At 71.4% G+C, this 26,928-nt stretch carries 31 protein-coding genes, 1 pseudogene and 1 riboswitch; of the genes and pseudogenes, 21 read left to right on the top strand and 11 right to left on the bottom strand.

Annotated features, from left to right (window positions below; all coding sequences use genetic code 11):
• Nucleotides 1-111: 111 nt before the first annotated feature.
• Together FJQ56_RS04540 and FJQ56_RS04535 are read left to right on the top strand one after the other, a co-directional pair.
• On the top strand, nt 112-879 hold the full coding sequence (locus tag FJQ56_RS04540) for an SDR family NAD(P)-dependent oxidoreductase (protein ID WP_140007972.1): 768 nt from the start codon (nt 112-114) through the stop codon (nt 877-879).
• Between the two features lie 60 nt (nt 880-939).
• The gene (locus FJQ56_RS04535; RefSeq protein WP_170215254.1) at nt 940-1,995 is read left to right on the top strand and encodes a DUF3048 domain-containing protein; all 1,056 of its coding nucleotides are present in this window, start codon (nt 940-942) and stop codon (nt 1,993-1,995) included.
• Between the two features lie 18 nt (nt 1,996-2,013).
• Here FJQ56_RS04535 and FJQ56_RS04530 read toward each other — a convergent pair whose 3' ends face one another.
• A complete protein-coding gene (locus FJQ56_RS04530) occupies nt 2,014-2,748 on the bottom strand; it encodes a TetR/AcrR family transcriptional regulator (protein WP_140007970.1) in 735 nt (244 codons plus the stop codon).
• A gap of 121 nt (nt 2,749-2,869) precedes the next feature.
• On the opposite strand from FJQ56_RS04530, the gene FJQ56_RS04525 reads away from it, so the two are divergent.
• The 5 genes from FJQ56_RS04525 (at nt 2,870) to FJQ56_RS04505 (ending at nt 6,642) form a co-directional block, all read left to right on the top strand.
• A complete protein-coding gene (locus tag FJQ56_RS04525) occupies nt 2,870-3,421 on the top strand; it encodes a hypothetical protein (protein ID WP_140007969.1) in 552 nt (183 codons plus the stop codon).
• 48 nt (nt 3,422-3,469) lie between these two features.
• The gene (locus FJQ56_RS04520; RefSeq protein ID WP_246083988.1) at nt 3,470-4,036 is read left to right on the top strand and encodes a YqgE/AlgH family protein; all 567 of its coding nucleotides are present in this window, start codon (nt 3,470-3,472) and stop codon (nt 4,034-4,036) included.
• Between the two features lie 61 nt (nt 4,037-4,097).
• Nucleotides 4,098-4,547, top strand: coding sequence for a hypothetical protein (locus FJQ56_RS04515; protein WP_140007968.1), 450 nt, complete (start codon nt 4,098-4,100; stop codon nt 4,545-4,547).
• A gap of 41 nt (nt 4,548-4,588) precedes the next feature.
• Nucleotides 4,589-4,858, top strand: coding sequence for a DUF3039 domain-containing protein (locus tag FJQ56_RS04510; RefSeq protein WP_140007967.1), 270 nt, complete (start codon nt 4,589-4,591; stop codon nt 4,856-4,858).
• A complete protein-coding gene (locus tag FJQ56_RS04505) occupies nt 4,855-6,642 on the top strand; it encodes a DEAD/DEAH box helicase (RefSeq protein ID WP_425464892.1) in 1,788 nt (595 codons plus the stop codon). The genes FJQ56_RS04510 and FJQ56_RS04505 overlap by 4 nt, the downstream gene beginning before the upstream one ends.
• Before the next feature lie 296 nt (nt 6,643-6,938).
• Here FJQ56_RS04505 and FJQ56_RS04500 read toward each other — a convergent pair whose 3' ends face one another.
• The 3 genes and pseudogenes from FJQ56_RS04500 to FJQ56_RS04490 form a co-directional block, all read right to left on the bottom strand.
• Entirely contained in the window at nt 6,939-7,346 is a 408-nt protein-coding gene (locus FJQ56_RS04500; protein WP_140007966.1) for a hypothetical protein, read from the bottom strand.
• A gap of 14 nt (nt 7,347-7,360) precedes the next feature.
• Entirely contained in the window at nt 7,361-8,317 is a 957-nt protein-coding gene (locus FJQ56_RS04495) for a hypothetical protein (RefSeq protein ID WP_140007965.1), read from the bottom strand.
• 127 nt (nt 8,318-8,444) lie between these two features.
• Nucleotides 8,445-8,625: pseudogene (locus FJQ56_RS04490) on the bottom strand (transposase); the annotation flags it as partial.
• Between the two features lie 42 nt (nt 8,626-8,667).
• On the opposite strand from FJQ56_RS04490, the gene arr reads away from it, so the two are divergent.
• On the top strand, nt 8,668-9,120 hold the full coding sequence (gene arr, locus FJQ56_RS04485) for an NAD(+)--rifampin ADP-ribosyltransferase (RefSeq protein WP_140007964.1): 453 nt from the start codon (nt 8,668-8,670) through the stop codon (nt 9,118-9,120).
• Nucleotides 9,121-9,277: 157 nt separating this feature from the next.
• Here arr and FJQ56_RS04480 read toward each other — a convergent pair whose 3' ends face one another.
• Nucleotides 9,278-9,718 (bottom strand): VOC family protein, encoded by a 441-nt coding sequence (locus tag FJQ56_RS04480; RefSeq protein WP_140007963.1) that lies wholly within the window; start codon nt 9,716-9,718, stop codon nt 9,278-9,280.
• A 183-nt stretch (nt 9,719-9,901) separates the two neighbouring features.
• On the opposite strand from FJQ56_RS04480, the gene FJQ56_RS04475 reads away from it, so the two are divergent.
• The 3 genes from FJQ56_RS04475 (at nt 9,902) to FJQ56_RS04465 (ending at nt 12,470) form a co-directional block, all read left to right on the top strand.
• Nucleotides 9,902-11,380 (top strand): MFS transporter, encoded by a 1,479-nt coding sequence (locus FJQ56_RS04475; protein WP_140007962.1) that lies wholly within the window; start codon nt 9,902-9,904, stop codon nt 11,378-11,380.
• 174 nt (nt 11,381-11,554) lie between these two features.
• Nucleotides 11,555-12,064: a VanZ family protein gene (locus FJQ56_RS04470; RefSeq protein ID WP_211350750.1), complete on the top strand. Its 510-nt coding sequence runs from the start codon at nt 11,555-11,557 to the stop codon at nt 12,062-12,064.
• 55 nt (nt 12,065-12,119) lie between these two features.
• Complete coding sequence (locus FJQ56_RS04465) at nt 12,120-12,470, top strand: hypothetical protein (protein WP_140007960.1); 351 nt, start codon at nt 12,120-12,122, stop codon at nt 12,468-12,470.
• On the opposite strand, the gene FJQ56_RS04460 is transcribed toward FJQ56_RS04465, so the two are convergent.
• Nucleotides 12,467-12,679 carry a hypothetical protein gene (locus FJQ56_RS04460; RefSeq protein WP_140007959.1) on the bottom strand — a complete coding sequence of 71 codons (213 nt, stop codon included), beginning with the start codon at nt 12,677-12,679 and terminating at the stop codon, nt 12,467-12,469. The two genes, FJQ56_RS04465 and FJQ56_RS04460, sit on opposite strands and share 4 nt — an antisense overlap.
• A 53-nt stretch (nt 12,680-12,732) precedes the next feature.
• Here FJQ56_RS04460 and FJQ56_RS04455 point away from each other — a divergent pair, with 53 nt between their 5' ends.
• On the top strand, nt 12,733-13,563 hold the full coding sequence (locus tag FJQ56_RS04455; RefSeq protein ID WP_140007958.1) for a hypothetical protein: 831 nt from the start codon (nt 12,733-12,735) through the stop codon (nt 13,561-13,563).
• A gap of 64 nt (nt 13,564-13,627) precedes the next feature.
• On the opposite strand, the gene FJQ56_RS04450 is transcribed toward FJQ56_RS04455, so the two are convergent.
• Nucleotides 13,628-14,149: a GNAT family N-acetyltransferase gene (locus FJQ56_RS04450; RefSeq protein ID WP_140007957.1), complete on the bottom strand. Its 522-nt coding sequence runs from the start codon at nt 14,147-14,149 to the stop codon at nt 13,628-13,630.
• Nucleotides 14,150-14,292: 143 nt separating this feature from the next.
• Nucleotides 14,293-14,359: riboswitch (guanidine-III (ykkC-III) riboswitch) on the top strand.
• Between the two features lie 11 nt (nt 14,360-14,370).
• Between FJQ56_RS04450 and FJQ56_RS04445 the strand changes: the two genes are divergently transcribed.
• Nucleotides 14,371-14,685: a DMT family transporter gene (locus FJQ56_RS04445; RefSeq protein WP_140007956.1), complete on the top strand. Its 315-nt coding sequence runs from the start codon at nt 14,371-14,373 to the stop codon at nt 14,683-14,685.
• A gap of 117 nt (nt 14,686-14,802) precedes the next feature.
• Here the strand turns inward: FJQ56_RS04445 and FJQ56_RS04440 are convergent, their stop codons facing one another.
• Complete coding sequence (locus FJQ56_RS04440) at nt 14,803-16,038, bottom strand: HNH endonuclease signature motif containing protein (protein ID WP_140007955.1); 1,236 nt, start codon at nt 16,036-16,038, stop codon at nt 14,803-14,805.
• Between the two features lie 342 nt (nt 16,039-16,380).
• Entirely contained in the window at nt 16,381-17,187 is an 807-nt protein-coding gene (locus tag FJQ56_RS04435; protein WP_140007954.1) for a Rossmann-fold NAD(P)-binding domain-containing protein, read from the bottom strand.
• An 87-nt stretch (nt 17,188-17,274) separates the two neighbouring features.
• On the opposite strand from FJQ56_RS04435, the gene FJQ56_RS04430 reads away from it, so the two are divergent.
• The 5 genes from FJQ56_RS04430 to FJQ56_RS04410 all read left to right on the top strand — a co-directional run bounded on the left by FJQ56_RS04430 (nt 17,275) and on the right by FJQ56_RS04410 (nt 22,896).
• Nucleotides 17,275-17,697, top strand: coding sequence for a winged helix-turn-helix transcriptional regulator (locus tag FJQ56_RS04430; RefSeq protein ID WP_140007953.1), 423 nt, complete (start codon nt 17,275-17,277; stop codon nt 17,695-17,697).
• A gap of 46 nt (nt 17,698-17,743) precedes the next feature.
• Nucleotides 17,744-18,610: an ABC transporter ATP-binding protein gene (locus FJQ56_RS04425; protein WP_140007952.1), complete on the top strand. Its 867-nt coding sequence runs from the start codon at nt 17,744-17,746 to the stop codon at nt 18,608-18,610.
• Nucleotides 18,610-19,587, top strand: coding sequence for an ABC transporter substrate-binding protein (locus FJQ56_RS04420; protein ID WP_140007951.1), 978 nt, complete (start codon nt 18,610-18,612; stop codon nt 19,585-19,587). The genes FJQ56_RS04425 and FJQ56_RS04420 overlap by 1 nt, the downstream gene beginning before the upstream one ends.
• Before the next feature lie 77 nt (nt 19,588-19,664).
• Nucleotides 19,665-21,692, top strand: coding sequence for an iron ABC transporter permease (locus FJQ56_RS04415; protein ID WP_211350749.1), 2,028 nt, complete (start codon nt 19,665-19,667; stop codon nt 21,690-21,692).
• A 55-nt stretch (nt 21,693-21,747) separates the two neighbouring features.
• On the top strand, nt 21,748-22,896 hold the full coding sequence (locus FJQ56_RS04410) for an ATP-binding protein (RefSeq protein ID WP_140007950.1): 1,149 nt from the start codon (nt 21,748-21,750) through the stop codon (nt 22,894-22,896).
• A 27-nt stretch (nt 22,897-22,923) separates the two neighbouring features.
• On the opposite strand, the gene FJQ56_RS04405 is transcribed toward FJQ56_RS04410, so the two are convergent.
• Together FJQ56_RS04405 and FJQ56_RS04400 are read right to left on the bottom strand one after the other, a co-directional pair.
• The gene (locus FJQ56_RS04405; RefSeq protein ID WP_140007949.1) at nt 22,924-23,643 is read right to left on the bottom strand and encodes a M50 family metallopeptidase; all 720 of its coding nucleotides are present in this window, start codon (nt 23,641-23,643) and stop codon (nt 22,924-22,926) included.
• Between the two features lie 96 nt (nt 23,644-23,739).
• Nucleotides 23,740-24,195, bottom strand: coding sequence for an Lrp/AsnC family transcriptional regulator (locus FJQ56_RS04400; RefSeq protein WP_140007948.1), 456 nt, complete (start codon nt 24,193-24,195; stop codon nt 23,740-23,742).
• A gap of 82 nt (nt 24,196-24,277) precedes the next feature.
• Between FJQ56_RS04400 and hppD the strand changes: the two genes are divergently transcribed.
• Genes hppD through FJQ56_RS04385 form a run of 3 tightly spaced genes read left to right on the top strand, consistent with a single transcriptional unit; the run spans nt 24,278 to nt 26,923 of the window.
• A complete protein-coding gene (hppD, locus tag FJQ56_RS04395) occupies nt 24,278-25,471 on the top strand; it encodes a 4-hydroxyphenylpyruvate dioxygenase (protein ID WP_140007947.1) in 1,194 nt (397 codons plus the stop codon).
• 45 nt (nt 25,472-25,516) lie between these two features.
• The gene (locus FJQ56_RS04390; RefSeq protein WP_140007946.1) at nt 25,517-26,242 is read left to right on the top strand and encodes an RDD family protein; all 726 of its coding nucleotides are present in this window, start codon (nt 25,517-25,519) and stop codon (nt 26,240-26,242) included.
• A gap of 6 nt (nt 26,243-26,248) precedes the next feature.
• On the top strand, nt 26,249-26,923 hold the full coding sequence (locus FJQ56_RS04385) for an RDD family protein (RefSeq protein WP_140007945.1): 675 nt from the start codon (nt 26,249-26,251) through the stop codon (nt 26,921-26,923).
• The last annotated feature ends 5 nt before the right edge of the window (nt 26,924-26,928 follow it).

Raw genomic sequence — 26,928 nt, 5'->3', positions numbered from 1 at the left:
ACCGGGTACCCGGTGATTCATGCCGACCCCCGGAACCCCGAAATTCACCAGCCATCTACCGTGGCCAGCACCACACCACGAGCCACACCCGAGCACAGAGGAGTCACCACGATGGGTCGCTACGACGGGCGAGTCGCCGTCATCACCGGATCGGCGCAGGGCATCGGCTTCGGCATCGCCACCCGCCTGGCCGAGGAGGGCGCCTCGATCGCCGTCGTCGACCTCGACGAGACCGCGGCTGCCGCGGCAGCCGCCAGGCTGCCGCTCGTCGATGGCGCGAAGGCCATCGGCGTCGGCGCCGACGTGAGTGACGGCGCGGCCGTCGAGGCCGCGATCGGCCGGGTCGTCAGCGAGCTGGGCGGCATCCACGTGCTGGTCAACAACGCCGGCATCACCCGCGACAACCTGCTGTTCAAGATGAGCGAGAGCGACTGGGACCTCGTCATGAACGTCCACCTCAAGGGTGCTTTCCTGATGACCAAGGCCGCCCAGAAGCACTTCGTCGAGCAGAAGTACGGCAAGATCCTCAACCTCTCCAGCGTCTCCTCGCTCGGCAACCGCGGCCAGGCCAACTACTCCGCGGCCAAGATGGGCGTGCAGGGCTTCACCCGCACCCTCGGCATCGAGCTTGGCCCGTTCGGCATCAACGCCAACGCCATCGCGCCCGGCTTCATCGCCACCGAGATGACCGACGCCACCGCCGCGCGGCTCAAGATGGACGTCGAGGAGTTCCGCAAGCTCAACGCCGAGGCCAACCCGGTCCGCCGCGTGGGCTTCCCCGAGGACATCGCCGCCGCTGCCGCGTTCCTGTGCAGCGACGAGGCGTCTTACATCACCGGTCAGACGCTGTACGTCGACGGCGGCGCCAAGCTCGGTTAGGGCACGGACTCGCCGGGCGAGGTGCGACACCCGACGGGCCGGGTCGCGCACACTCGACCCGTGCTCGTCCTCCGCGCCCCCGATCGCGGCGCCGTCGGTGCCGCGGCGACGCTCGCCGCCGGCCTGGTCGCCGTGCTCGCCCTGGCCGGCTGCGGCGGCAGTCCGAGCAAGCCCGCCACCACGGCCGAGCCCGACGACGAGGCCACGGTGGCCGGCGCGCCGCGCGACGAGGTCAGCGGCGACCCCGACACGTGGCCGCTGACGGGCCTGCCCGTCACGCGGGGTGCCTCGGTCCGCAAGCACCCGGTCCTGGTCGCCAAGGTCGACAACACCAGCCAGAGCGCTCCGCAGCTGGGCCTGAGTGCGGCCGACCTCGTGGTCGAGGAGATGGTCGAGGGCGGCGTCACCCGGCTCGCGGCCTTCTACTACTCGACCATCCCCGACGACGTCGGCCCGCTGCGCTCGATGCGCGCCTCCGACATCGGCATCGTGACCCCGGTCGGCGCCACCATGGTCACCAGCGGCGCGGCGACGGTGACGATCGCCCGGCTCCGCGACGCCGACGTCCCCTTCTACGAGGAGGGCGCCGCCGGCTTCGCCCGCGACCGGTCGCGCCCCGCGCCCTACAACCTGTTCGCCGACCTCGACACCGTCGCCGACGAGGCGAGGAGCACTCCCGCCCGCCCGCCCGACTACCTGCCGTTCTCCGGCTCCGACACGCTGCGCGGCGGGCAGGCGGCGACGTCGGTCCAGGCGCGCTTCTCGACCAGCCACACCACCACCTGGTCGTACGCCGACGGCGGCTACCGCAACGACGACGGACTGGCCGCGGACGGCGACGAGTTCCCGGCCGACACCGTCCTGGTGCTGCGGGTCGAGGTCGGCGACGCCGGCTACCGCGACCCCGCGGGCAACCCCGTGCCCGAGACCACGCTGGTCGGCGACGGCGAGGCGCTGCTGTTCCACGGCGGCCGCGTGGTGCGCGGCACCTGGACCAAGAAGGCCCTGGACGCCCCGCTCCGGCTGCGCACGAAGGCCGGCGCGCTCGGCGTGCCCCGCGGGCACACGTGGATCGAGCTCGTCCCCGCGGTCGGCGGCGACGTCACCTTCGACTGACGGCGACTGACCGCTCGATCAGTCCTGCTCGGGCTCGTCCGCGTCCTGGTCCGGGCCCGAGCCGCGCAGGCCGGTCGGCATCTCGACGCCCGCCTCGGTCAGGGCCTGGAAGCCGGCGATGATGAACCCCATGGCCACCTCGACCCGGTCGGCCGCGACGTTGGTGTCCTCTGCTCCGGCGACCGACTCGCCGGCCGACGACATGGCGCCGAAGAAGATCCGCGAGAACGTCTGCACCATGTCCTCGTCGAGGTCCCACGACCCCGCGACGAGCACCGATCGGACGATGTCGACGACGTTGGCGTAGGTCGAGCGCTCCTCCTGCTCGCGGAACCGCTCGTGGCCGAGCACCGCCGGCCCGTCCTGCACGACGATGCGCCGGTAGCGCGGCTCCTGGACGACCTCGAGGAAGATCCGCAGCCCCGTCCGGGCCTTCTCCCACGGGTCCTTGCGGCCGCGAAGCGCCTTCTGGATGGTGCGCGAGGCGTCGTCCTCGACCCGCTCGAAGACGGCCTCGAACAGCGCCTGCTTGCCCGAGAAGTGGTGGTAGAGCGCGCCCTTGGTCACCCGGGCGCCCGCGACGATGCTGTCGAGCGAGGCGTTGGCGTAGCCGTGCTCGGTGAAGAGCTCCTCGGCGACGTCGACCAGGGCCCGCTTCGTCGAGGCGGAGTACGCCGCCCGGCGGGTCATGCCCGGTACCCCGGACACGCCGGGCACCTTGGGCACGAGCTTGGACACGGACGACTTCGGCATCGCGCCAGCCTATGACCCTGCCCACATCACCTCGGGCAGCATGGGAAAGGTTCCCAGTATGTTGCATACTAACGGTACGTACTCACGGTATGTGAATGTGTCCCCGACCGAGGAGCGCCCCATGACCTGGACGACCTTCCACTCCCGGGGCGAGATCCTGCGCAGGGTGATCGCCACCGCCGACGCCCGCCGCGACGGCGTCCTCCCGACCGACGTCGACGGGGTGGCCGAGACCTTCGCCGACGACCTCGAGCTGCTCGGCGTCCTGCAGCTCAAGTGGCACACCCGCCTGGCCGGGCACATCGAGCGCCGGCTGGTCGAGCAGCCGCTCGACCTGCCCCTCGCCGTGGCCACCGCCTGGGGCTCCGCGTGCGACGAGCTGCCCGGCGTGCGCCTGGTGCTCGACCACTACCGGGCCGAGCCGGTCGACGACGCGATGGCGCACGCGATGGCCAAGGCGACCCGCAAGGAGCACGCCCTGCTCGCCGTGATGGCGGGTCAGGGCAGCATCGGCGGCGTCGAGGCCGAGGCGGCCTCGGCCCCCCTCGGTGCCGCGATCGAGGAGCGCGCCCGCGCCCTGCACCACGGCGTCCCGACCCTGCTCGACGACACGATCACCCGGGCCGACCGGCCGTCGCTGCTCGACCGACTGCGCTCGGTGCTGGCCGCCTGATCCGGTCGCGCCGTGCCCACCCCTGCGGGGCTGGGTCATGATGGTCCGGTGAGCGAGGTGCGGGCGGGGATGCTGCTGCTGGCGACGCCCGCCCTGCGCGACCCCCACTTCTGCGACACCGTCGTCCTGGTGCTCGACGCCGGCGGCGAGGGCGCCTTCGGCGTGGTCCTCAACCGGCCGACCGCGCTGCCCGTCGCCGCCGTCCTCGAGGCCTGGAGCGACGTGGTCGCCGAGCCCGACGTGCTGTTCTCGGGTGGCCCCGTCGAGACCGACGGCGCCGTCGCGGTCGCGCTGCGGCGTACCGACCCGACCGCGGAGCCCGAGGTCCTGGGCCTGCGCGAGGTCGTCGACCGGCTCGTGCTGCTCGACCTCGACACCCCGGTCGAGCTGGTCAGCGACGAGCTCGACGGGCTGCGGATCTTCGCCGGCTACGCCGGTTGGGGCGCCGACCAGCTCGACCGCGAGATCGAGGAGGGCAGCTGGTACGTCGTCCCCGGCACCGCGAGCGACGTCTTCCGGGTCGACACCGCGACGCTGCGCCGTGACGTGCTGCGCCGCCAGCCCGGCGACCTGGCCTGGCACTCGACCCGGCCGGTGGACCCCGAGGTCAACTGACCGGTCCAGCTGAGTACACCGACGGGTCCGGCGCCACCGCGCGGCCGCCAGGGTCACCGAGATGCCCACTCGTGATCGCAGCATCCTCGTCATCCGGATCCTCGTCGGTCTGCACGGCCTCCCGCTCCTCGTCGGGTTCCTCGGCGGCGTCTTCCTCGTGCTCACCGACCTCCTGGACGACGGCGGCGGCGTCAACGACGGTCTGGCGGTGGTGGTCGGGTCCCTCGTCATGGTCGGCACCGGAGTGCCGCTGATGCTCGTGGTGCCCTGCGTCCTGTCCCGCAACCGGGTGGTGGTGCGCGCCCTCGGACTCGTCGTCGGTGTCGTGTCCATGGGGTGCGCCTGCGTGCTCGGCCATGTCGACCTCGCCCACCTCGCCCTCCTCCTGCCGGGCCTGGCGCTCTGTGCGGTGTCGATCTGCTCCGCCTTCGCGGCGTACGGCGACCCGCCCGAGCCGCCGCACCGCCGCGACGTACCGATCAGGCTCAAGGGGGGAGCGGCGAGCGACTGACCGACTGGGTGGTCGGGCCGAGCCCGTCTAGACTTGCCGGCATGGCTCCTCCCTTCGGCTTCGGCTCGTCCACCGACACCAAGGTCCGCGAGGACGAGCGCACGATCCCGACCGACGAGGGCGACCACGAGCGGTTCTCGCACTACGTCGAGAAGGACAAGCTCACCGAGGCGATGGTGATGGGCACGCCCGTCGTCGCGCTGTGCGGCAAGGTCTGGGTGCCGAGCCGGGCGCCGGAGAAGTTCCCGGTCTGCCCGGACTGCAAGGACGCCTGGGAGAAGTTCAAGGACGACTCGGGCGACGATAAGTGAGTTCGGGTCACGACCCTGACCCGCACCTGACGCCAGCCCTCACCCCGGCCTGGCCCGAGCGCGCGGCCTGGGGCACCGCCCCCTCGCTGCGGGCGTGGCAGACGGCGGCGATGAAGGACTACCTCGAGCGGCTGCCGCGCGACTACCTCGCGGTGGCGACGCCGGGCGCGGGCAAGACGACGTTCGCGCTGTCGGTGGCCTCCGAGCTCATCGGACGCCGGATCATCGACCGCGTCGTGGTGGTCGCGCCGACCGAGCACCTCAAGCTGCAGTGGGCCGAGGCCGCCGCGCGAGCCGGCATCCCGCTCGACCCGACCTACTCGGCCGGCAAGGGCAAGATCTCCAGCGACTTCCTCGGCATCGCGGTCACCTACGCCGGTGTCGCGGTCAACCCGCTCGCGCTGCGCATCCGCACCGAGCGGTTCAAGACGCTGGTCATCCTCGACGAGGTGCACCACGCCGGCGACGCGCTCTCGTGGGGTGACGGGGTGCGCGAGGCGTTCGAGCCGGCGGCCAAGCGGCTGGCCCTGACCGGTACGCCGTTCCGCTCCGACGTCAACCCGATCCCGTTCGTCACCTACGCGCCCGGGGTCGACGGCGTACCTCGCTCGGTGGCCGACTACACCTATGGCTACGCCCACGCGCTGGCCGACCACGTCGTGCGCCCGGTGCTGTTCCTGGCCTACTCCGGGGAGATGTCGTGGCGCACGCGCGCCGGCGACGAGATCGCGGCGCGCCTGGGCGAGCCGCTGACCAAGGACATGACCAACCAGGCCCTGCGCACCGCGCTCGACCCGGCCGGCTCGTGGATCCCCACGGTGCTGGCGGCGGCCGACAAGCGGCTCAGCGAGGTACGCCGCCACGTCCCCGACGCGGGCGGCATGGTGATCGCGACCGACCAGGACACCGCGCGGGCCTACGCCAAGATCCTGCGCACGGTGACCGGCGAGGCGCCGACCGTGGTGCTCTCGGACGAGAAGGCCGCCTCGAAGAAGATCACCGAGTTCACCGCCAGCGACAAGCGCTGGCTGGTCGCGGTGAGGATGGTGTCCGAGGGCGTCGACGTGCCGCGCCTGGCCGTCGGGGTGTTCGCCACCACGATCTCGACGCCGCTGTTCTTCGCCCAGGCGATCGGCCGCTTCGTGCGGGCACGCTCGCGCGGCGAGACCGCCTCGATCTTCCTGCCGTCGGTGCCGGTGCTGCTCGGTCACGCCTCCGAGATGGAGGTCGAGCGCGACCACGTGCTCGGCCGCCGGGTCATCGACGAGACCGACATCTACGCCGCGGAGAACGACCTGCTCGCCGAGGCCAACGCCGGCGAGGCCGCCTCGTCCGAGCTCGAGGGCCTGCCCTTCGAGGCGTTGGGCTCCGAGGCCACCTTCGACCACGTGCTCTACGAGGGTGACGCCTACGGCTCGGAGGAGGAGATGGACTTCCTCGGCATCCCCGGCCTGCTCGAGCCCTCGCAGATGAAGGAGCTGCTCCAGCAGCGCCAGTCCGACAGCGCCAAGGCCCAGAAGGCGCGCCACCAGGCGGCTGCTGCGGCCGGCAACCCGCCCGACACGGTCGCCCAGGTCTCCACCCACGAGCAGCTCGCCGTACTGCGTCGCGAGCTCAACGGGCTGGTCGCCGCGTGGTACCACCGCACCGGCCAGCCCCACGGCGTCACCCACGCCGCGCTGCGCAAGGAGTGCGGCGGTCCGGCCGCCGCCATCTCCAACGCCGAGCAGCTGCGCGCCCGCATCGACCGCGTGCGCGAGTGGGCCGTGAAGAAGTCCGGCTGAGCATCCCGCGGCCAGGCCGCGACGAGCAGTCTGAGAAGCTCACGTCCTCCCGACCTACCTCGACGACACCGCGCCATCGATCCGGGCCGACGAGGCGGACGACCTGACGCAGGAAGTCCAGCTCGACGACGCCTTCGACACGCGACGCGGCGTATGGGCGATCCCGGTCATGCGGTGACAGCGTGGAGCTCCGCCCTCGATCCCGTTCCGACGGCCAGACAGACGCCGACGCGCACGAGTGGAACGTCGAGGCCGACACCTACGAGGAGGCGCGCTGAGAGGCAACGACCAGGGGGCTACTCAGTCCCTTGGTGGAGGCCGTAGAACAAGAGCAGATCAGTGCCGTCCACGGTCGTCTCCTCGCGATGCACTCGCAGTTCCTGTCCGACTTCCAGCAGCGATGTCGAGATCTCGCTACTCGCACCAACAAAGTTGCCGCACTCCTCCTCACCACTGGACCTGCGGACGCAGACGCGGGAGGAGTCGTACTGGAACACTTGTGTGACGGTGACCACTTCGCTGGTTCGTTGTTCGAGGTAGGAGGAGGTCCAACCTACTGCGGCGAAGATCAAGAGCCCCAGCACGAGGCCAGCGAGAAGTACCCGGGCTTCGCGGCGCCGGGCAGAGGACGCCCACCAGCTGTTCGCCGATACCCATGTCTTTCGCAGATCAGCTGACGGGCCAGCAAGCACGTGATCCTCCATGTGTGATCACTCGATTACTCGGGGACCTTATCGAAGTCGATCTCGAAACGATAGCCGGTGTGAGCCACGAAATTGCGGTACGGGTTGGAGGCGCTGTACCTCTTTGCCTGTCGGTATCCGAGGTTCTTGATGGTGTAAGGAGTGTCGCCCTCCATGAAGAGGTTGTTCCCTTCGAACTTCGATCCGTGGCTGACGCTCGGCACACCCTTGTAGGTAATCGAGTGAGGGGAGATCGGTGAGGTCGTGCCGTCACACACCTGGGCGGTAGTCGAGGCTTCGGCTACTGCCCCAGCGAGGGTGATGTCATAGGAGGTGCAGCCATTGCTGTCACTCTTGTTGGTGTTGGGCTTCCAGTCCAGCACGCCCGCCTGGATGTGGTCGTGGGCATGTGCCTGGACCCAAAATGTGTCCGGAACCGTGTCTGTGAACAAGCCGTCGTAACCGCGTGCGGTCATGATCTGCTTGTCGATCACATAAGCCTTCGTGGAGCTTGTGGAGTCACGACACAGGTACACGGAGCCGGCGTACGTGCCCCAGTCCTTGACCGTCCCCTTGAAGGGCCACGCCACGAGAGGTGCGGTGCCTCCGCATCCGAAGTCCCCGGAAGCCGCTCGGCTCACCTTCCTGTGCGCGCCTCCCGAGGTGTGGGCGGCGCGTGCGTCAGGAGCGACGTTGTCGATCGGCTCGACCGTCGCACTGACTGCGACAGACTCCCCGTCGGCTGCAGGAACGATCGCTTGTTCGATCATCATCGGAATCGGACCCACTACCTCCGCTGTAGACCCTTCGAAGGCCCACGTGGTGACGTAGTTCCCAGACGCGTCCAATGTCGTCGTCGTCACCGGCTCGCTCGAAGCGGCGGCGGCCACGACGGGAGCCGACATGGCTGACACCGGAGACGCCGATAGGTTGACACCCCCTGCAGCAGTGAGCGCAATGCCCAAGACAGCCATTTTCCTGGTGTTGTTCACGTTTCTGCCCTCATGCGCGACTGCGCCACAATGGTCCAGCACTGGCGTGCGGACAAGTAGTGGGAGCGTATGTCGCGACGAAGCGGCGCGTTGGAAAAGGGAGAATTCTGGCTCTTACAACCCGGGGGAGTCGCGGTCTGAAGCCTCCGGACTCGAGCAGGCTCCTGGCGACGTAGTTGGCCAGGTTGCGGAACCCGAGGGCCGATCCGCGCAGATGCTCGAGTCTGCCGTTGATTGCCTCGAATCGGTCCGTTGCCGGTGCCGGGGCACTCGAAGTAGGCAAGCGCCTCGTCGGCTCGTCGCCTGAGGCGCCCTCGCCGGATCCCGGTGGAGTCGGGCATGGTCGGGGCATGAGCGATGACGACGTCCCGGTGACCTTCGAGAGCCACGACCACGTGGCGGGGCCGTTCTTCCACGGCACCAAGGCCGCCCTTGCTCCGGGCGACGAGCTGGTGCCCGGCTTCGGCTCCAACTTCCAGGAGGGGCGGGTGCTGCACCACGTCTACTTCACCTCGGTCCTCGAGACCGCGGTCTGGGGTGCCGAGCTGGCGACCGCCCTGGGCGGCATCGAGGGACGTGGGCGCATCTACGTCGTGGAGCCGGCCGGCCCCTTCGAGGACGACCCCAACGTGACCGACAAGAAGTTCCCCGGCAACCCCACCCGGTCCTACCGGAGCCGCGAGCCGCTGCGCGTGGTCGGCGAGGTCGAGGACTGGGAGGGACACCCGTCCGAGGTGCTCCAGACGATGCTGGACAACCTGGAGCGCCTGCGGGCCGAGGGGCGTGACGTCATCTTCGACTGATCAGCCCGCGACGGCCTCGTGCTGGTCCTCTGCCACCCGGGCGCCGATACCGACACCGCCGAGAAGCTGGCACTGCTGGGCTCGCTCACGTCGGCAGGGCCGTCGGCAGGGCCGTCGGCAGGGCCGTCGTCGGGGTCGTCGAGGCCCGTGGCAGAGGTCAGCCGATCCGCTCCGCCAGCGACACGATGAGACCCTCGGGCCCGCGGACGTAGGCCATCCGCCACACGTCCTCGTACTCTCCGAGCCCACCGACCAGGCCGTACCCGTCCGCCGCCAGCCCGTCGAGGACGGTCGGCAGGTCGTCGACCTCGAAGCACACGTTGCGCAGCCCGAGCTCGGTCGCCGCCGCGGTGGGCGAGCCCGGCTGGTGGCCGGGGCGGACGAAGCTCGACAGCTCGATCTTGGCTCCGCCCTCGGGCGAGGTCAGCATCACGATCTCGGTCCGCGAGCCGGGGATGCCGATGACGGTGTCGAGGAAGTCGCCCTCGACGTACTGACGTCCCTCGACCTCGAGTCCCAGCCCGACGAAGAACGCCGTCACCGTGTCGAGGTCCGCGACCGTGATCCCGACGTGGTCGAACCGCGTGATGTGTGCCATGGGTGCATCCTGCGCCGTGTGCCGCGTTCGCGCACCTGTCGCACCTGTCGCCCCGTCGACGCCGGGGTTCTCGGCACTCACCACGGACGAACCCGTGAAGCCGACGTGAAGCCGGCGTGAAAGTGCCGCTTCCTACGGTCTGCTCGTGCTCGGAACCCGAGCGCCGTACGCCAGGAGGCCACCATGACTGCCACGACACCCACCACACCCACCACGTCCGGCCAGCCAGCCACGACGCACACCTATCCGTCCCTGCGCGCCGCGTGGATCCCGATGGCCGCGCTGTGCTTGGCCTTCTTCGTCGAGATGGTCGACAACACGCTGCTGTCGATCGCGCTGCCGACCATCGGACGCGACCTCGGTGGCGGTACGACGTCGCTGCAGTGGGTCACCGGCGCCTACTCGCTGACCTTCGGGGGCCTGCTGCTGACCGCGGGGTCGATCGCCGACCGGTTCGGACGCCGGCGCGTGCTGCTGGTCGGCCTCGCCGTGTTCGGCACGCTGAGCCTGGCCGTCGTCGCCGTCTCGAGCCCCGGGGAGCTGATCGGGCTGCGCGCCGCCCTCGGTGTCGCGGCCGCGGCGATGGCGCCGATCACCAACTCGCTGGTCTTCCGGCTCTTCGACGACAAGGCGCTGCGGATGCGCGCCATGACGGTGATGATCGTCGTCGGCATGTCCGGGTTCGTCCTGGGCCCCCTGCTCGGCGGTACGGCGCTCGCCCACGTCAGCTGGGAGTGGCTGCTCGTCGTCAACGCCCCGATCGCGCTCGTCGCGTTCGTCGGGGTCCGCCTCGGCGTACCGGCCGACCGTCCCGAGGACCTCACCCCGGACCGGCTCGACCTGCCCGGCGCCCTGCTCAGCATCACCACGATCGGCCTGGCCTGCTGGTCGCTGACCAGTGGCGTCGAGCACGGCTGGCTCTCCGCGGTCACCCTCGCCTCGATCATCGGCGCGGTCGCCGCGGGCCTCGCGTTCGTGCGGCACGAGCGGCGTACGGACGCCCCGATGCTCGACCTCGGCCTCTTCGCCAACGGCACCGTCCGAGGGGCCGCCATCGCGCAGGTCGGCACGTCGATCGCGATGGCCAGTGTGATGTTCGGGCTGATCCTGCACTTCCAGTACGCCTACGGCTGGAGCCCCGTGCGGGCCGGCCTGGCCAACCTCCCGATCATCGTCACGATGATCGCCGCCACGCCGGTGTCGGAGTGGCTCGCCTCGCGCTTCGGCCACCGGATCGCCTGCCTGGTGGGCGCGGCCTGCCTGGCCGGCTCGATGGCCGGCCTGTCGTGGGGCGTCGAGCACGGGTACGCCGCCATCGCGGTCGCCATGGTCGTGATGACGATCGGTCTGCGCACCGTGATGACGATCTGCGCCGTCGCCCTCATCGACGCCATGCCGGCCAACCGGACGTCGATCGGCGCGGCGCTCAACGACACCGCCCAGGAGGTCGGCACCAGCGTCGGCACCGCGGTCGTCGGCACCCTGATCGCCGTCCTGGTGACCACGCAGCTCCCTGCCGGCACGTGGAGCAGCGACCTGGTCGCATCCTTCTTCCGCGGCGAGCGGATCACGTACGCCGTGCTCGCGGTCGTCGTCGGGCTCGTGGCCGCCGGGGGTGCGCTCACGCTGACCAACTCGCGCAACACCGACGAGGCGCACTGACCGACGACGTCACGGGCCGGTACTCGCGGGCCGTGGGTCGGTACCCCAGGACGAGGTGGTCGGTGCTGTCGCCAGGCAGGGTTCTCCTGGTCGGCGGCTGCCGATCGGCGGCTGCTGGCCGGCGCAACGAGGACGGAGTGGCTCGAGGTGTTCGGTGAGGTCCCTGTGCTTCCGGTGGTCGTCCCCCTGGCCGCAGGCGTCGTGGTGGCCGGGGTGTGGCACCTGCGTCGCCGCGGTCTGCTCACGGTGCCTCGAGCCGCGGTGGCCCTCGCGATGGCGGTCTACGTCGCGGGGGTCGTCGCCAACACGGTGTTCCCGATCTACACGGACAAGCCGGCCAGCAGCCCCCGCTGGAGCGACTTCGTCTCCGTCACGCCGTTGGCCGGCTACGAGGTCGTCGATGCGGTGACGAACGTCGTCGTCTTCGTGCCGGTCGGGCTGCTCGTGTCGCTGGCCGTGCCGAGGTGGTCACGGGCCCGCGCGCTGGCGGCGGCGGTCGCGGTCAGCCTGTCCATCGAGGTGACCCAGTACGTCACCGCGCACCTCCTCGGCGGAGGTCACGTCGCCGACGTCAACGACCTGATCTTCAACGTGGTCGGTGCCGCGGTGGGGCTCCTCCTGCTCGTCGTGGTGGCCCATGTCCCACTCGGGGCCCGGGGTCTCGAGAGGTTCCGCTGGGCGTAGGTGTGCCCTTGCCGATCCGCGCCCCGGACGTGGTGCGGTCCTGGACACTGCTGGCATGACATATCCCGGTCGGTGGCTGGTGAACGCCTCGTTCGTCGGGTGGGGCCTGTGCGCGCTCCTGGTCGTCGCCTACCTGGCCCCGTGGGGAGTCGACGACATGACCGACTGCGCGCTGTCCTCCGGTGCGTCGGCATTCGGTGAGGCGAGTCGGTCGTGGTTGCCGCCCGGGGTGACCTGCACGTGGGACCTCGCCAACGGGGCCCAGTACGTCGACCGCCCGCCCCTGCTGCGGCTGCTGGTGGTGGCCATGGCCGTGGTGGGGCCGCTCGTCTCGCTGTACCTGCGGCGGGTGCTTCGCTCCGAGGTGGCCGAGCGGACCGCCCGAGTCCCAGCGGGCGGGTCCTAGCGCGCGCCGCGGGCCCGGAGGTCGCGGACGATCATCAGGATCGACCACAGCGCGAGCGCCAGCGCCAGGAGCGCCACGGCACCGAGCGTGGTGCGCAGCCAGGTGGGAGCGGTGTCGTCGTACGCCGCGGGCAGCGCCAGCCACAGGACCACGAGGTCGGCAGCGAGAAGACCCAGGCTGGCCTCGGTCTTCAGGTGGAGTCGGCTCACGGGACGACGATAGTCGCGATCCGTGCGGGCCTGCTCCCGACTAGGTTGGCCCGGTGCTGCACCCGAGTGTCGACCTGACGCCAGCCCGGTGGCTCGTCGTGGACGAGGCTCACTTCGGCGGCACGGTCGGCGAGCTGGTGCCGGGCGGGTTCGAGACCTACCTGCGGCTCTTCCACCGGCCGGACCAGGGACTGCCCGGAGACGGTGCGGCGGCGTCCTGGGCCGAGGTCGCGCAGCGCCACGGCACCGTCATGCACCCCGAGGCCCAGTGGACCGCGATCACCGGTGGTCGCGACCACTCGCCCCACCGGCCCGAGGACCCGGAGTCGCCGAGCGACCAGGCGCTCACCGGCTCGCTGGACCGCGCGACCCTCGCCCGGCTCGCCCAGCACCTCGCCCAGCACACCAGCACCCCCGGGGCCTGCCACGCCGCCTTGTGGGACGGCACCGGCGCGGTCCCCGAGAGCTGGCACGGCTTTCCGCAGTTCGTGAGGCCGCACCGGCGCTACTGGCTGTTCCCCGCTGTGCCGGTGGCGGAGGTACCCCAGCTGTCGGTCGAGCTCGAGGTGCTGGGCCTGGAGGAGCAGGCGCTCTCCGCTCGGGGCCCGACCGGCCTGACCACGCTCGGCCGCGAGTCGACCGCGGCCGACGGCCCCAGGTGGCTGCAGTGGGCCAGGGACCACGGATCCGTCCAGTCGCCGTCGTACTGGTGGCCGCAGGACCACTCCTGGGTCGTGCACACCGAGGTCGACTACGACAGCACCGTGATCGCCGGTGACGCCCGCCTTGCCGACGCGCTGCTGGCCGACCCCGGGCTCGAGTGCCACCGCGTCACCCGGCAGACGTCCCTGTGGCACGACGCGGACCGGATCAACGCCCTCTGATCGCCGCCGTACGTGGGCGGTCGGCGTCGGCTGGTGTCCGTGAGGGCGACGACCGCGACGCGGCTCAGTCGGGTTCCGCGCGGTGGTGGTGGCCGGGAGTGAGGTCGAGGCTGAGCGACGTCAGGCCTTCGATCGGCCTGAACCCGAGTCCTCGGTAGAGCCCGAGCGCCGCGTGGTTGTCCGGCTCCGTCACGAGGGACAGTCGGGTCGCGCCTGCGACGAGGGCCGCGTCCCGGACGGCGGTGACCAGAGCGGACGCCGCTCCCCGGCCACGGAGCTCGGGCAGCACGTAGAGGTCGCGCAGCTGCCAGAACCGGCCTATCGCCAGCGACGCGGGGGTCGCGTGGGCGGTCGCCAGGCCGACGGGGGCTGCGTCCGATCCCGGGCCTACCGACGCCGTGTAGACCGTGAGCATGCTCGACCGGACCATCTCGGTGAGCCAACCGAGAGCGCGCCCGTCGGCATCCGGCGGCTCGCCGTAGTGGTGTCGGTACTGCTCGAACAGGCCGCTGGCCGCTGCGAGTGTCTCGTCGGTGTCGCACGTGGTGATCCGCACCGTGGTCCGGGGGGTCGAGGTGTCGCCCATGCCTGCCTCTCACGGCGTGCCCTCGACGAGGGCAACGGCTCGAACGGGGTCGTCTGATCCGGGGCATCGAAGCACACATCCCGGGCGAGGCGTGGGGAAGCCGTCCGATGATTCGGAGGTCACCCGCCGCCGGGCTACCGTGACCCCCGAGCCGAGACGGGCTCCACCGGACGAGGGAGCCGTACCCGGATCGCGACAAGACGGCCTTCGAGGAGTTCGTCATGGCGTGGCTGGTTCTCGTGGTCTCCGGTGTTCTCGAAGCGGTGTGGGCCGTCGCGCTCGGCAGGTCCGAGGGCTTCAGTCGCCTGGTGCCGTCCGTGGTGTTCGGTGTCGGCCTCGTTCTCAGCATGGGCGGTCTCGCCTACGCCATGCGGACCCTCCCGGTCGGCACCGCCTACGCCGTGTGGGTCGGAATCGGCGCGACTCTCGCGGTGGCGTTCGGAATGGCGACGGGCGACGAGTCGGTGACCGCGGTCAAGGTGCTCCTCATGGTCGGGCTCGTCGGCTGCGTCGTAGGGCTCAAGCTCGCTCACTGACCGGCGATCTCGTCGGCCCAGGGGCGTACCCGTCCCACGTGTGCCGGGGGCAGGCGTGGTGAGGCGGGCGCTCCGCGAGCTCGAGCGACCGACGTACGACGTGATGTATCTGTGGTGTCAGGTGCGGGTGGGGTCGTGGCCGGGTTGGTGGGCGCGTGCGTGGTGGTGGGGGCACAGCAGGCTGGTGGTGCGTAGGTCGGTGCCTCCGCCTGCTGCCCAGGGGATGTCGTGGTGGGCGTGGCACAGGTAGCCGGGGACGTCGCAGCCACTGTGGTGTTGGCAGTGGCGTTGCTCGACGATCGCGGCGAGGCGTTGGGCGGGGGTGTGGAACCTGTGCTTGCGGCCCAGGGCGAGGACTTCCCCGGATGCGTTCATCCAGGCGGGGATGATCCCGGCGCCGCAGGCCAGGCGGAGGTATTCGGTGGGGCTGATCTTGGTGCCGGTCTCCAGCTGGGCGGCCTTCATCTTGCCCTGGAGGAGGTCGTAGTCGCCGATGGCGATCACGGTGGCGGTCAGGCCGCCGATCTTGGGGAGCTGGGCGGGGTCGTAGGTCTCGATCCACTCGGTGAACGCCTGGCCGAGGCGTTCGGCCGACGGCTTGGTCCAGTCGTAGGACCCCGCCCCGTGTTCGGCGCGGACGTGCTTGGGGGCGGCCAGGGCGTGGAGCTGTTTGCGGAACGCATCAGCCGCGGCGGTGGGGATGGAGAACCGGCCGTGGGTCAGTCCGTCACCGTCGTCGCCCATGGTGAGTCGGGTGCGTCTGCGGGCGCGTTCTTCCTGGGCTTCCAACGCTTTGGCTTCGCGTTCGTCGGCGCCTTCGGGGTCCAGGCGTTCCCAGATCGCGTGCCCCATCGTCGCCAGGGCATCGGCGTCATGGCCACCGACAGCCTCAGCGAGCAGGAAGGTCTCGGCGCGGGCCTTGTCGTGGGCGGGAACCTTCTCGTCGTCCAGCAGAGCGACATGGTTGGCGATGGCTTGGGCCTGCTCGGCGTGGATGTCGCCGCGGGCGGTCGCGGTCCTGGTGGGTTCGAGATCGGACAGTCCTGCGGCGAGCCTGGTCTTGGCCCTCGCGGTGCGGCGGGTGACACCGGTGGTCTGTTGCACCCACCGGGCGACGTTGCGGCACTGCGCGGCACCGGGGAGGTCCAGGACCTCGGCCTGTCTGATCGACCTGGCTTCGAGCTCGGCGACACCTGCTGCGACCCGGGCAGCGAGACCCACGACCCTGGTGGTGGTCTTCTCGTCCATCGACCAGGTCGGGACGTCGGCCAGACCCTTCAGCTCGTCCAACACCGTGCACAGGAACGCCTCGATCGGGTGTCCCGATCCAGGGGTCTCGGTGTGCTGGGCCATAGGAGTATTCCAGCACCGACCACCGACAGTCCTGGACGGGTTTCCCGCTCAACCACGGGGGTTGTGGACAACCCGGCCGCGTCCGCTTCCTGTGGATGACTCGTGGTTGTTTCCACAGCCCCGGGTCGGGTGGGGACTGTCGGCTGCGGTGGTCTCGAGGCTCGTCGCTAGCGCTCCTCGCACCTCGACCGACGTGGGAGTGGGGGGAGCCAGCGGATCGGTTGCGGTGGCCTCGAGGCTCGTCGCTGGGGCTCCTCGCACCTCAGCCGACGTGGGGTGGCCTGGATGAGTCGAGTGGCCCCCTCGCGGTGGTGGCACGGTTGTCCCGACGGCTCAGACGTGTCAGGGGCGCATCGACGCGGCGGTGTCCGCCGCGACGGTGAGCGGGTCGGCGGGTGGTCGCCCGAGCAGGCCTGCGAGGTCGGTGGTGGTGCCGCCCAGGAAGCCGTGTCGGACGGCGGACGCGATCGACAGCAGCATCGGCGGCTGGAACGGCAGCAGGGTCTCGTCGGCGAGGAGCCGGGCGCGGTACTCGCCCAGCGCCACGGTGCGGTGCGCGACGCCCAGCCGGTCGGCCACGTCGGCGGCAGCGATCGGCTCCCCGACGAGGTCGTACGTCCTGCCGTCGTGCGCCGCGGGGTCGCTGGCCACGAGGGCGGCAGCGGCGGCCAGGTCCGGGCGCGCCACCGCCGCGAGGAGGCCGTCGCCGAACGCGGACTCCACCGCGTCCCCGGTCCAGGTCAGCAGCGCACCGAAGAGCTCGGCGTACAGCCCGTTGCGCAGCACCGTCCACGAGAGGCCGCTGGCCCTGAGCATCTGCTCGGTGGACCGGTGGGCGAGTGCGAAGCCGAGGTGGTCGCCGGCCGTGGTCAGGCTCGTGTAGACCACGTGGCCGACACGGTCGCGGACCGCGGCGTCCAGGACGGCCCGGTGGCGGGCGACGACCCGATCGTCCTCGGCGTACCCCGCCGAGACGAGGACCAGGGTCGAGGTGCCCCTGAGGTCGAGGCTGCCGGGGTCGTCGAAGTCCAGGCGCCGCTGCCCGTCGCCGGGCTCGCGACTGCTGCCCGTCGCGGGCACCTCGGCTGCAGCCAGCGCACGGAGTGTCAGGGAGGCGAGCTGTCCGTTGGCCCCGGTCACCATGATCATCGCGGTCGTGTCTCCTATCGTGGTTCTCTTCAGTAACTACGTCGAGATCCTCGACCGGGGGAGACCGGCCCACAAGGAGGCACTGTCGTGTCAGTCAGGCACACGGAGGTAACCGCCGAGGCCGCCGACCTCGAGCCGTGCGGTCAGCCGGACCATCCCGACTGCGGGATCCGCGACGTCCTGGACCGGGTCGGCGACACGTGGTCGGTGCTCGTCGTCGTCGAGCTCGCTCAGGGGCCTCGGCGATTCCGCGAGCTGCAGCGCGCGATCGACGGCATCTCGCAGCGCATGCTGACCTTGACCGTGCGCCGGCTCGAACGCGACGGACTGGTCCTGCGCACGGTCTACCCGACCGTCCCGGCCCAGGTCGACTACCGACTCACCGAGACCGGCGCGAGCCTGACGCACCTGGTCAAGCAGCTCGCCGACTGGTCGCTCGACCACCGGGCCGCGATCGCCCGGGCGCGCCGCGCCTACGACGACGACCACCCCGACCACGAGATCCGCTGACCGGACCCGGGAGGCGGCGGGAGTTAGGTCAGGCTAACCTTCTCCCGTGTCCGTCGACCTGCCCGCGTTGTCCGGAGCCGAGCTGACCCTCGGCTACCGCGACACCACCGTCGTCCACGGCGCGTCCGTCGAGCTGCGGGCGGGCCACGTCACTGCGCTGGTGGGCCCCAACGGGAGCGGCAAGTCGACGCTGCTGCGCGCGCTCGCCCGGCTGCACAAGGCCGAGGCCGGCCGGATCGTGCTCGACGACGGTACGTCGGCCCTCGACCTGGACGCGCGGGCGTTCTCGCGGCGCGTGACGATGCTGGGCCAGTCGCGCCCGCACCCGTCGGGCCTGACGGTGCGCGACGTCGTCACGTTCGGCCGGCACCCCTACCGCCGCCGGTTCGGGGGACTGGCCGACACCGACCGGGAAGCCATCGACCGCGCCCTCGACGTCACCGGTACGGCGCCGATGCAGGGCCGCGCCGTCGACGAGCTGTCGGGCGGGGAGCTGCAACGGGTCTGGCTGGCGACCTGCCTGGCCCAGCAGACCGGCGTGCTCCTGCTCGACGAGCCGACCAACCACCTCGACCTGCGCTACCAGGTGGAGATCCTCGACCTGGTCCGTGACCTCGCCGACGATCACGACGTCGCCGTCGGGATCGTCCTGCACGACCTCAACCATGCCGCCGGCGTGGCCGACACGGTCGTCCTGCTGCACCAGGGCCGGGTGCGCGCGACCGGGACGCCGGTCGAGGTGCTCGCCGGCGAGCTGCTCACCGACGTCTACGGCCTGACCATCGAGACCTTCGTCGACCCCGACACCGGGGCCGTCCGCACCGACCCGCGCGGTCGGCACCACCACACCCAGCGATCCACCCAGCGATCCACCCACCGATCCACCACCCGCCCCACCACAAGGAACCCCTGATGAGACGAACCGTCATCGCCGTCGGCGCCGCCACCCTGCTCGCCCTGTCGGCCTGCGGCACCACCGAGGACAGCAGCTCCGAGCGCGAGGCCGAGAAGACCTCGGAGGCCGCGGCCAACGGTGGCCCGATCACGCTGACCGACGCCGACGGTCGCACGGTCGAGCTGCCCGGTCCGGCCCAGGACGTCGTGGTCACCGAGTGGCAGCAGGTCGAGGACGTGCTGACCCTGGGCGTCACCCCGGTCGGCGCTGCCGACCCCGCCGGCTACAACACCTGGGACACCGCCGTACCGCTCGAGGACGGCGACGACCTCGACGTCGGGATGCGCGGGTCGATCAACAAGCAGGCCGTGCTCGACAAGGACCCCGACCTGATCATCGTCGAGCAGGGCGGCGACGTCGACCTGCTGAAGGACACCGACATCCCGATCCTGGTCACCGCCGGCGCCGACGCCAAGGACCCGATCGGGCAGATGAAGAAGACCTTCGAGCTGATCGCCCAGGCGCTGGGCAAGCAGGACGAGGCCGCCGCGGTGCTCGAGGAGTTCGACACCTCCCTGGCCGAGGCCAAGGACGCCGTCGCGCAGGCCGAGCCCGAGAGCAAGCGGTTCGTCTACGCCGACGCCTACGTCACCGGCTCGACGCTGGCGATCCGCCCGTTCGGGCAGGGCTCCTACATGGGCGAGCTCGGCGAGGAGCTGGGGCTCGAGAACGCCTGGACCGGCAAGGTCGACCCGGCCTACGGCCTGGGCCAGACCGACGTCGAGGGCCTCACCGCGATCAAGGACGCCGAGCTGTTCTACACCGGCACCGAGTCGACCGAGTGGCTCAAGGCCCTGGACTCCAACCGCCTGTGGACCCGCTCGGACTTCGTCACCGACGACCGCGTGACCGCGTTCCCGACGGGCATCTGGACCTTCGGCGGCCCCCGCTCGGGCGAGCAGATCCTCGACGCGTACGTCGACGCCCTCACCTGAGCGGCACGGCCCTGACCGACACGCTGCGCCGCCCGGACGCCGACTCGCCTCTCGTCGAGGACGTCGGCGTCCGTGGCGTGCTCGGGGCCGCGAGCGCACTGCTGGCCGTGGTCGTCGCGCTGGTCGCGGTCGTGTCCTGGCACCTGACCCAGGGGACGACGGCCGTCGGGGCCGGCGACCTGCTCGACGTGGTCCTCGGCCGCGCCCCGGGCAGCACGGTCGACGTGCTGGTCGACTCGCGGCTGCCGCGGATGCTGGCCGGCCTCGTCGTCGGCGTCGCCCTCGGGGTGGCCGGTGCGGTGTTCCAGTCGCTGGCCCGCAACGCGCTCGCCTCGCCCGACACGCTCGCGGTCAACGCGGGTGCGGTCGCGGCGGTGACCACCGTCGCCGCGTTCGGCATCTCGGTGCCGTTCGTCGGCAACACGTTCGTCGCCTTCGGCGGCGCGCTGCTCGCAGCCGGGCTGGTGCTGCTGCTCGCCGGCGGCGGGTCGGCCTCGACGACCCGGCTCATCCTGGCCGGCTCGGCGCTGGCGCTGGCCCTGGACGCCGTGGGCACCGCGATGCTGTTGCTCTTCGACCAGGAGACCACCGGGCTGTTCGCCTGGGGGCGCGGGACGCTGTCCCAGACCGGCCTCGACGGGGTCGAGTCGATGGGCCCGATCGTGGCGGTCACGGTCCTCGCCACGCTGCTCCTGGCCCGCCGTCTCGACCTGCTCGGCCTCGGTGACGACGCCGCCTCGAGTCTCGGCGTACCCGTCCTGGCGACGCGCGTCCTCGGCACCGTCCTGGCCGTGCTGCTGTGCGCGTGCGCGGTCAACCTGGCCGGTCCCATCGGGTTCGTCGGACTCGCCGCACCCGCACTGGTGCGACTCGCCGCCCGCGTCGTGCCCTCGGTCTCGCGCCACCTGGTGCTGCTGCCGATGGCCGGCCTGGTCGGCGCCGTCCTGGTCCTGCTGACCGATGCTGTCGTCCGTGCGGTGCTCGGCGCCGAGCAGTCGCTGCGCGTGCCGACCGGGGTCTCGACCACGATGGTCGGTGCCGTCGCGCTCGTCGTCCTGGCCCGGCAGGCGCGCGACGCCGGCCCGACCCGACGTCCCGCCTCGGCCCGGCCGGGGGCGCTGCACGGACGCCTGCGCTTCGGCGTCGTGGTCGCGGTGCTCGTCGTCCTGGCCGCGACCGCCGCCGTCGTCGGCCTGCTGGCGGGCTACTCCTGGTTCCTGGTCGGCGACGTCGCCAACTGGCTGCAGGGCGACGCCGTGCCCAAGATCCGGCTCGGCCTCGACGAGCGCGCCCCACGGGTGGTCGCCGCGCTGCTCGCCGGGGCAGCCCTCGCCCTGGCCGGTACGACGACCCAGGCGGTCTGCCGCAACCCGCTGGCCGAGCCCAGCATCCTCGGCGTCACCGGCGGAGCCGCTGCGGGCGCCGTCATCGTGGTCACCACGGTCGGCTCGCCGAGCAGTGCACAGATCGCCCTGGCCGCCGCGGTCGGCGCGATCGTCGCGATGGTCCTCGTCTACGCCGTGACCTGGCGCGGCGGTCTCGACCCCGACCGCCTCGTGCTCGTCGGGATCGGGGTGGCCGCCTTCGGCGGAGCCCTGTGCGCGCTGCTGCTCGTCTACAGCGACCCCTTCAACACCCCCGCGCTCTACACCTGGCTGTCCGGGTCGACGTACGGGCGCAGCTGGGGCCAGGTCGTCCCGGTGGCGGTCGCGCTCGTGGTCACCGTGCCGCTGGCGCTCCTGCTGCACCGCGAGCTCGACCTGCTCGCCCTCGACGACGAGACCCCGCGCCTGGTGGGGATCCGGCTCGAGCGGCTGCGGATCGTCGCGCTGGCCGTGGCCGCGCTGCTCGCGGCGACGGCCGTGGCCGCCGTCGGCACCGTGGCGTTCGTCGGGCTGGTCGCGCCGCACGCAGCGCGCGCCCTGGTCGCCGGCCGGCACCTGCGGGTGCTGCCGGTCGCGATGCTGCTCGGCATGGTCCTGCTCAGCGTCGCCGACACCGTCGGTCGCGTGGCGATCGTGCCGGCCGAGCTGCCGGCCGGGCTCGTCGTCGCGGTCGTCGGGGCGCCGTACTTCCTGTGGTTGCTCTACCGCTCGCGCGCCTGAGCGCGTCCCGACATCTATGAAGGTCTATGAAGCAGGGCGTGTATTATGAAGGACTATGAAAGGCCTGCCACGTAGCCCCTTCCGTCCCACCTTCGGCGTCAATCCGCCGACCGTGGCTGGTCGAGAGGAACCCATCGCCGAGATCGGTGATGCCTTCGAGGCGGGGCCGGGGGCAGCGGCTCGGATCACGCTCGCTACCGGAGCGCGGGGGATCGGCAAGACCGTGCTGCTCAACGCCATCGAGGACGAGGCGCGACGGCACGGGTGGTTGGTTATCAACGAGACGCTTAGCCCCGGGATCCTGTCGAGGCTGGAGGACGAGCATGTTCCCGAGGCCTGGCGGCGGGTCCGGGCCGAGATTGGCCCGGACCCAGCTCGACCACGGTCGCGGCGACGGCTCACCGGCATCACGTTGCCGGCGGGGCTCGGCGGCGTGAGCAGCACCCTGGATCCCGGCGAGGACCTCGTGGGGCTGCGACCCAACCTCACCCGGCTCTGCGACGTGATGACCGAGCGCGGTGCCGGTGTGCTGCTGACGGTCGACGAGATCCACAAGGTCAGCGGCAGGGCGCGCGGCGATTTCGAGACCGTCGCCGGGACGATCCAGCACCTGTGGCGTGAGGAACGTGACATCGCCTTCCTCGCAGCAGGACTGCCGGCCGCGGTCCAGGACCTGCTCACCGACGACGTCACCACCTTCTTGCGTCGGGCCGAACGCATCACCCTCGAGACCCTGACCGCGGACGAGGCCGCCGACGCCCTGGCACAACCGGTGCGACGTGCAGGGCGAGAGATCAGTGCGCAGGCGCTGGCGCGGGCCGTCGAGGCGGCGGCCGGCTATCCCTACATGGTCCAGATCGTGGGTGACCTCGCGTGGCGGGTCGACCCCCGCCGCGCCGAGATCACGCTCGACGACGTCGAGTCGATCGTCCCTCGAGCCATCCGCTCGCTGGGCGAGAAGGTGCACCGCCCTGCCGTCGCCGACCTGTCGGCGAAGGACCGCGACTTCCTCCTCGCGATGGTGCCCGACGGCCGCGTGTCACAGATCGCCGACGTCATCGACCGCCTCGGGGTCGATCACGCGTGGGCTTCGCGCTACCGGCAGCGCCTTCTCGTCGCCGGGATGATCCGACCCGAGGGCCGGGGCCGGATCGCGTACGCATTGCCCTACCTGCGCGAGTTCCTTGCTGGTATGGACGTGTGAGATCGCACAGGCGGCCGTCAGGGTCGCTCAGGCGCGGGCCAGCAGGTCGGGCGCCAGCGTGAGGGCGCCGACGAGCAGCCCCGCGAGGTTGGCGAGCAGCATCAGCACGCACCACACCGGCGCGGGCAGGTGGGTGAGCCGGGCGAGCTGGTCGGGGTCGGAGGTGCGGCTGCGCCGCTTGCCGGCGGTGAGCAGCTCGAGCACCGGTCGCGGTGCTGCGAGCAGCAGCAGCCACGCGACCAGGTAGGCGACGACCGCCTGGACCTCCGGCTCGGCGTACCAGGTGAGCAGGCCGATGCCCGCGCCGATGACGACGAGGGTCAGGGCGCCGTACCAGTTGCGCACCCAGACCAGCAGCGCCACGAGCAGCAGCAGGATCAGCCACAGCATCAGCACGCCGCGACCGCTCGCCAGCAGCAGGGCCGCACCCACGCCCACCGCCGCCGGGGCGAGGTAGCCGGCCGCGAGGGTCGCCACCATGCCTGGGCCGGTGGGGCGCCCGCGCGAGACGGTCACGCCCGAGGTGTCGGCGTGCAGCCGGATGCCCTGCAGGCGACGGCCGACGAGGACGGCGACGACTGCGTGGCCGGCCTCGTGGACGACGGTGACGCCGAGGCGGACGCGCCGCCAGGTGGCCGAGCCCAGCACGAGGACCAGCGCGACGGCCCCGGTGGCCAGCACGACCCACGGCTCGGGCAGGGGCTGTACGGCGGTCGCGCGGTCCCAGGTCTCGGTGAGCGCGTCCACGTGAGCAAGTGTGGGGGTCTCGACAAGCTCGACCGACGAGGGTGGCGCTCGCCGTCGGTGATCGAGCTTGTCGAGATCCTGGATCGACGCGTGGGGTCAGGTGGCTTCGAGGAGCGGCAGCACGCGGTAGGGCACCTGCTCGGCGAGCGCCATCACGGTGGAGGCGCGCTGGACGCCGTCGACGGCGACGACGCGGTCGATGACGCGCTGCAGGTCGGCGTTGGAGCGCGAGACGACGCGGCACCACAGGTCGCCGACGCCGGTGATGGTGTGGGCCTCGAGCACTTCAGGGATGGCGGCCAGATGGAGGGCCACCGACTCGTGGCCGGCCGACTGGCTGATCTCGAGGGTCAGGAACGCCGTCACCGGGTAGCCCAGGGCCTCCGGTGACAGGTCCGGCCCCCAGCCCGTGACGACCCCGGACGAGACGAGCCGGTCCAGGCGGGCCTGCACGGTGCCGCGCGCCACCCCGAGACGCCGTGACGCCTCGAGCACCCCGACGCGGGGCTCGGCGGCGTACAGACTGATCAGGGTGCGGTCCAGGTCGTCCATGAGCGGCCTCTCGACTGTACATAGTGCTCAACGTGTCGGCGTACTGTTGCACACCTTGTCGTCCCGGCACGACGATCGAGCCATGACGCTGACCCCGGACGAGCTTCGCGCGGACCTCACCCTCGAGCAGCTCAAGGAGCTCGTCGGCCTCGTCGAGTACGACGCCAGCCGCGACCCGTTCCCGGTGACCGCGATGGACGCCGTCTGCTTCGTGGTCGGCAACGCGACCCAGACCGCGACCTTCTACCAGCTGGCGCTCGGCATGGAGCTCGAGGCCTACCGCGGCCCCGAGACCGGCGTACGCGACTCGAAGTCCTACGTGCTGCGCAGCGGCAGCGCCCGCTTCGTCTTCACCGGCGGCGTGCTGCCCGACAGCCCCCTGCACGACCACCACCGCAAGCACGGCGACGGCGTCGTCGACCTCGCGCTCGAGGTGCCCGACGTCGACAAGTGCATCGACCACGCCCGCACCGTCGGCGCCACCATCCTCGTCGAGCCGCACGACGTGACCGACGAGCACGGCACGGTCCGCATGGCCGCCATCGCGACGTACGGCGAGACCCGCCACACGCTGATCGACCGCAGCCGCTACTCCGGCCCCTACCTGCCCGGCTACGCCGCCCGCTCGACCACCGTGACCCGCCAGGCCGGTCACCCGAAGCGGCTGTTCCAGGCCGTCGACCACTGCGTCGGCAACGTCGAGCTCGGCCGGATGGACGAGTGGGTGACCTTCTACAACAAGGTCATGGGCTTCACCAACATGGCCGAGTTCATCGGCGACGACATCGCCACCGACTACTCCGCGCTGATGAGCAAGGTCGTCGCGAGCGGCAACCACCGGGTGAAGTTCCCGCTCAACGAGCCGGCGATCGCCAAGAAGAAGTCGCAGATCGACGAGTACCTCGAGTTCTACGACGGCGCCGGCTGCCAGCACATCGCCCTGGCCACCAACGACATCCTGCGCAGCGTCGACATCCTGCGCGCCAACGGCATCGAGTTCCTCGACACCCCCGACTCCTACTACGACGACCCCGAGCTGCGCGCCCGGATCGGCGAGGTGCGGGTGCCGATCGAGGAGCTCAAGAAGCGCAAGATCCTCGTCGACCGCGACGAGGACGGCTACCTGCTCCAGATCTTCACCAAGCCCATGGGCGACCGGCCGACGGTGTTCTACGAGTTCATCGAGCGGCACGGCTCGCTGGGCTTCGGCAAGGGCAACTTCAAGGCGCTGTTCGAGGCCATCGAGCGCGAGCAGGACGCCCGCGGCAACCTGTGACACCTGGCGCTCGGGCCCGCCCCGAGCGCGTGACACCATCCGCCCATGACGCAGACCCCGGCGGGGTGGCACCCCGACCCGCACGTGCCCGGCCAGCAGCGCTTCTGGGACGGCACCAGCTGGACCGACCAGGTCGCCCCGCTCGGGCCGAGCGCGGCGGCGTACGGCGCAGCCGGCCAGCAGCACGGGCAGCAGTACGGCCAGCAGTACGCCGGCCCGCCCACCACCCCCGACGGCCAGCAGCTCGCCGGCTGGTGGCGCCGGGTGGCCGCCTCGGTCATCGACGGGGTCGTGCTGATCCCGGTCAGCATCGTGGTCGGCTGGTCGTGGTGGAGCCACGTCTTCTCCGAGTACGGCCACTTCATCCGTGAGTCGATCGACGCCTCGGAGTCGGGGTCGACGCCGCCCAGCGCGACCGACCTGCAGGGCGACCTCTTCGGCGACCTGGTCGTGATCGCGCTGATCGGCGTGGCCCTCAACTTCGTCTACGTCGTCGGCTTCCTGGCCTGGAAGCAGGCCACCCTCGGCAAGCTCGCGATGGGCACCCGGGTGCGCCTGCGCGAGACGCCCGGCCGGCTGCCCCTCAAGGCGATCCTGCTGCGCTGGCTGGTGCAGTACGGCCCGTCGTCGCTGGGGTTCGTCCCGCTCGTCGGCACCGCGACGAGCCTGTGGTACCTCCTGGACTCGCTGTGGCCGCTGTGGGACAGCGAGAAGCAGGCCCTGCACGACAAGGCCGCCAAGACCAGCGTCGTGATGCACCGGCGGTCCTGAGCACCCATGACCACAGCGTTCCCCGGCTGGTACGACGACCCGGCCGGCCTGACCAAGCAGCGGTACTGGGACGGCGAGGAGTGGGACGGGCGGCCGGAGGGCGGTGGTCGCTGGCCGGATCCGGTGGCTCCGGAGCCGCGGGTCGCCTCGACCACCCAGGACGGCGAGCCGCTCGCCCGCTGGGGACGCCGTGGTGCGGCTCTCGTGGTCGACTGGCTGCTGGTCTTCCTGCTCTGGGCGCCGGTCGCCCGCCTCTGGGGCCTCGACGTGATCGGGGCCTGGTTCGACGGTGTCGACGGAGCCCGCGACGAGCCCGTCGTCGAGCTCTCGACGTGGGGTGCCGTCTCGCTCGCCGTGGTGGGGGCCGCCGTCCACTTCGCCTACGTCGTCGGGTTCCTGCTGTGGAAGCAGGCCACCCCGGGCAAGCTCCTGACCGGCCTGCGCGTGCGACGTCGCGCGGATCCGGGCCCCCTGTCGTTCGGTACGGCCGCGCTGCGGTGGTTCGCCCAGTTCGGGCCGGCGCGGCTCGCCTACCACCCGGTGGCGCTCGTCGTCGTGGCCGTGCTGGCGGTGCTCGACCACGGGTGGCCGCTGTGGGACCGCAACCGGCAGGCGCTGCACGACAAGGTCGCCGGCACGCAGGTGGTCAGGTGCTCCTCGACGCCGCGCCTGAGCGGATAGCGTCG

The sequence above is a fragment of the Nocardioides plantarum genome (assembly GCF_006346395.1).
Lineage (GTDB): Bacteria > Actinomycetota > Actinomycetes > Propionibacteriales > Nocardioidaceae > Nocardioides > Nocardioides plantarum.
Note: the sequence above shows the minus strand (reverse complement) of the source record. Positions and strands in the feature narration are given on the sequence as shown.